Source organism: Hymenobacter sp. (genome assembly GCF_036388155.1).
Classification (GTDB): Bacteria; Bacteroidota; Bacteroidia; order Cytophagales; family Hymenobacteraceae; genus Hymenobacter.
The window spans coordinates 1-4,610 of record NZ_DASVSI010000113.1; the positions used below are offsets into that span (position 1 = coordinate 1).

Here is a 4,610-nt window from a genome sequence, read left to right on the forward strand (position 1 = left end):
CCGGTCGGACGCCTCGGGCGTCGGACCGGCAAGCGACATACTTCCCAAACCGCTTCTCCAACAAAAAGCCCCGTCGCTGCTGAGCGACGGGGCTTTTTGTTGGAATAATTCGGGCGCTACAGCGCGTCACCAATGACGGCCACGGCCTCAGCCAAGGCTGGGTCTTTGCGCAGGGGCTTCAGGAAGCGGGTGCTGCGCTTGGCGGCGGCCGAGTCGGTAGCGGCCACTTGCGCATCGGCCGAAAGCTGGGCCACGTTCAGGGTCGCCAGCGCGTTTTGGGCGGCGGTGAGCTGCTTGTTGGCGTCGCGGGCCTGCTGCTGCTGGGTGCGGTAAGCGGCCAGGTTCAGCGACAGCACGGTTTGCTTGCGGCGCACGGTGGCGCGGTCGGCCGCTTCCTTGATGAGGCGGAAGCCCGGGCTGGCGGCTACGCGGGCGGCACTAGCGGCCCGCAGCTTATCGATGGCCGGCAACGTGTTGCTGGGCTTGTAGGGAGCGGGCTGGATTTCATCCCACTTCAGCGGGTAGTCGGACTCCTGCTCGCCCTTGGCGTACGAGGTCAGGGCATCGGGCAGGGTGATGTCGGGCACCACGCCTTTGAACTGGGTCGAGCCGCCGTTGATGCGGTAAAACTTCTGGATGGTGAGTTTGAGCGAGCCCAGGGGCTTGAGCGCCTTCACCTCCGCCGACACCGCGTTGTCCAGGTCGAATACCTGCTGCACGGTGCCTTTGCCGTAGGTGGTGCTACCCATCACAATGCCGCGCTTGTAGTCCTGCATGGCCGCGGCCAAGATTTCCGAGGCCGAGGCGCTGTACTTGTTCACGAGCACCACCAAGGGGCCGCCGTACTGCACCTGCGGGTCCTGGTCGGCAATGGCCTCGGTCCGGCCGCGGCCGCTCTTCACTTGCACCATGGGGCCGTTGGGCACGAACAATCCGCCCATTTCCACGGCGTCGCCCAGGGAGCCACCGCCGTTGAAGCGCAGGTCGAGCACCACGCCGGCCACGTTCTCCTTGGCGAGCTTGGCCAGTTCGGCTTTCACGTCAGCGGCACTGCTGCGGCCGCCCTTGCCGCCGAAGTCGGCGTAGAAACCAGGCAAGTGGATGTAGCCGAAGTTGCGGCCGTTCTGCTTGATGACGGCCGATTGGGCGTAGGTCTCTTCGATTACCACCACGTCGCGGATGATGGGAATGACCACCGTAGCACCATCGGGCTTGCGCACGGTCAGGCGGACTTCGGTGCCTTTCGGGCCGCGAATCAGCTTCACAGCTTTCTCAAAGCGCATGCCTTCCACGCTCACCGGCTCGGCTGCGCCTTGGGCCACGCGCAAAATCACGTCGCCCACTTTCAGCTCGCCTTGGCGGAACGAGGCCGAGCCCGCCACGATGTCGGACACCTTGAGTTGGCCGTCGTCTTCCTGCAGCAAAGCACCCGTACCCTCCAAGCGGCCCGACATGTTGATGTCGAAGTTCTCGCGGGCAATGGGCGCAAAATATTCGGTGTGCGGGTCATACGTGTTGGCAATGACGTTGGCAAACTCGGCCAACCGGTCGTTATCGTCTTCCTTCAGCTGGTCGCCAAATGACTCGTCGTAGTATTTCAGCACCCGCTTGCGGGCTTCTGCTTCCATCTCAACCGGCGTGCGGGGGCGGTCCGACGTGGTGGACGCCGCCGCGCCCACTTTAGTGGCGGCCAGCGGCTTGTCTTTTTTGCGGGTCTCTTCGTCCATCAGCTCCGAGAGCTGGGCTAACGTTTGGTACTTCAGCAGCTTGCGCCACTGCTCGCGCTGGGTCGCCGCGTTGGCCGCGTAAGTGGCTTTTTCGGGGTCTGTCTCCCAGCTTTCCTGCACCGTGAAGTCAAACGGCTTGGACAGTATCTGGCGGTACAAAGCCTGGATTTCGAGCGTGCGCTTGCTCAGCAGCTGGCTGCTCACGTCCAAAAACTCGTGCGTACCCCCCTTCAGCTGGTCGTCAATCTTCGTTTGGAACTGCCGCAGCTGAGCCACTTCCGGGGCCAACAGCAGCTGCTTGTTCACGTCGATGCGCTTGAGGTACAGGTCAAACACGCGCTGCGAAAACTGGTCGTCGAGCTTTTCGGGCTGGTAGTGGGCCACGCTCAGGCCCTGCAGCATGGTGCCGAGCACCACTTGGTCGCGCGGCGGCGTGCCCTGGTACACCGAGTAAGAGGCAAGGCCAAGCAGGGCCACGGTCGAATACAATCCTAGCTTATATCGGGAAGCTTGCATGCAAGAGAGGGAATTTGGAAGGAGAAAGGGTGTTGGGATGGCCGCCACCCGTTGAAAACCGGGTCTGTTGGGTAAGAATAAAGCTACTTAACCACAATCGCACCAGAATGTACGTGTAAAGTCGACAAGGTAATTCATAAGGTTGCGAAAAAAGCAGCCAGCTCCCTGGAAATTATGCAGCACGCGGCAAATGCTTGGGTTTAGCTGTTTTGCTTGAAGTACAGACGCATTCTAGCCATCGGGCGTTCACCGCCGCCCAGGGCAAATCGGCCAACCCAGCCACTGTCCCGACGAAAACCCCAGAACTGCCTTTTCAGCCACCAGCCAGCAGCACCTTCAAAAGGCCAGGGTGAGTTGCCGCCCGCCCGGCGGCGTGCCCAATGCCTGCTCGCCCGTGCTGAGGTTGGAGAGCGACGCGCCGAGCAGCCGCACGCCTTTGGGCAGCGGCAGCAGCCCCTCCACCAGCTCCCGGCACACGTGCTCCAGCACCGCCAAACTGGCCAAGGGCCCCACCGTGCTGCGGCTGCGGGTAATCTGCTGAAAGTCGGCAAATTTCACCTTCACCGTGATGGTACGGCCCAGCACGCCGGTGCGCTGGCAATACTCCCACACTTCCGCAATGGCGGGCTGCAGGCCGTCGAGCAGGTCTTGCAGTTCGGTCAAGTCCTGCGCAAACGTCGTTTCCGAGCCCACGGATTTGCGCAGGCGGTCGGCCACCACCGGGCGGTGGTCCTCGGCGCGGGCAATGGCGAAGTAGTACTGCCCCGCTTTGCCAAACTGCTGCTGCAGAAACTCGGCCGTTTGCAGCCGCAAGTCGGCGCCCGTGAATATGCCCAGGCGGTTCATCTTCGCGGCCGTCACCGGCCCTACCCCGTGGAATTGCCCCACCGCCAGGCCCTCCACAAACTGCAGCCCCTGCTCGGGCCGCACCACAAACTGCCCGTTGGGCTTTCGGTAGTCCGACGCCAACTTGGCCAGAAATTTATTGTAGGAGATGCCCGCCGAGGCCGTTAGCTGCGTTTCGGCCAGAATTTTGGCCCTGATTTCCCGCGCAATCTGGGTGGCCGAGGCCACTTCCTTGAGGTTGTTGGTCACGTCGAGGTAGGCTTCGTCCAACGACACGGGCTCGATGAGCGGGGTGTACTCGGCAAAAATGGCCCGAATCTGCCGCGATACTTCCTTGTACACCTCGAAGCGCGGCGACACAAAAATCAACTCCGGACACTTGCGCAGCGCCGTGGTCGACGGCATGGCCGAGCGCACCCCGTACTGGCGGGCCTCGTAGCTGGCCGCCGCCACCACGCCGCGTTCGCGCGCTCCGCCCACCGCCACGGGCCGGCCGCGCAGTTCGGGCCGGTCGCGCTGCTCCACGGAAGCATAAAAGGCATCCATGTCTAAATGGATGATTTTGCGAATGAGATTTTCACCCACTATGTTTACTATTTACTCCTTCAAAAATAAATCGCGGACTCAACCTGCATTTCTGCGAAACGGAGGAATGTAGTATCTTTTTTAGCAGGCTTCGGCGAAGGGTTTTGGGAGGCAAAATTGCGTGTTATCGAAAGGTCAGCACAAAAATAATTTGATTAACTAAGTGTTTGTCAAATGATTCTTTCCTTACATTTGCATGACAAACCTTGTGGGGTGGCGGAACTGGCAGACGCGCTAGCCTATCTCGCTAGTAAAATTAGAGGTTCGAGTCCTCTCTCTACAGCAATTGCCCCGGTCGCATTAGCGCCGGGGCTTTTTGCTTTTTCAGCCCCCACTTGTTGAAACAATAGCTGGGCAAAACGGCCGTGCGTTTTCGCAACAAACCGGTTTCGGGAGCCGGTGTGCTGCTGCGAAACACGTGGTTCGCGGGCCTGCGCCGTTGGCGCCGTTTGGGAGGCGGGTTACGCCGCTTGCGTTACGTTGTACCGGCACAACCGGAGACTGTGTTGAGAAGCGGGTTGAACCAGGGTGTATGGACAATAGCTATAAAGCCCGTCATGCAGCGCGCAGCGAAGCATCTCGCTCGTTCAACTAATTCATTCGATTGAGTTACTGGCGGCGGGCGAGATGCTTCGCTGCGCGCTGCATGACGGGCTTTTGGAGCCCAAAAGCAGGTACTGTCCACACACCCTAGCCAGACCGAGTACCCCAAACAGCTGCTAAAGGGAAATCGAAAAGCAATTGAACGCCAGCTAAGGCAACCAGCCGGCTACTTCGCGCCGCTCGTAAGGTATTCGTCAAGAAACCCCGTTTGGTAAGCCCCGGAAAAGCGCCTTATTACTTACAGCGGTTTCGGGGGTAAGTGTGCGGCCGGGCAAGTAGCGCGGACTTTTAGTCCGCGGGCCCGAACACTCCGCACTCGCGGACTAAAAGTCC

Annotated in this window: 2 protein-coding genes and 1 tRNA gene; 1 reads left to right on the forward strand and 2 read right to left on the reverse strand. The window is 60.6% G+C overall.

Annotated features, from left to right (window positions below; all coding sequences use genetic code 11):
* Positions 1 to 116 precede the first annotated feature (116 nt).
* A complete protein-coding gene (locus VF629_RS15365; protein ID WP_331059377.1) occupies positions 117 to 2,243 on the reverse strand; it encodes a carboxy terminal-processing peptidase in 2,127 nt (708 codons plus the stop codon).
* 336 nt (positions 2,244 to 2,579) lie between these two features.
* Complete coding sequence (gene dinB / locus VF629_RS15370; RefSeq protein WP_331059378.1) at positions 2,580 to 3,674, reverse strand: DNA polymerase IV; 1,095 nt, start codon at positions 3,672 to 3,674, stop codon at positions 2,580 to 2,582.
* 207 nt (positions 3,675 to 3,881) lie between these two features.
* On the opposite strand from dinB, the gene VF629_RS15375 reads away from it, so the two are divergent.
* Positions 3,882 to 3,957 (forward strand) — tRNA-Asp (locus VF629_RS15375).
* Positions 3,958 to 4,610 lie beyond the last annotated feature (653 nt).

Excerpts from the sequence above, each read along its gene's own strand:
- VF629_RS15365 (WP_331059377.1), bottom strand. The coding sequence starts at position 2,243 with ATGCAAGCTTCCCGATATAAGCTAGGATTGTATTCGACCGTGGCCCTG.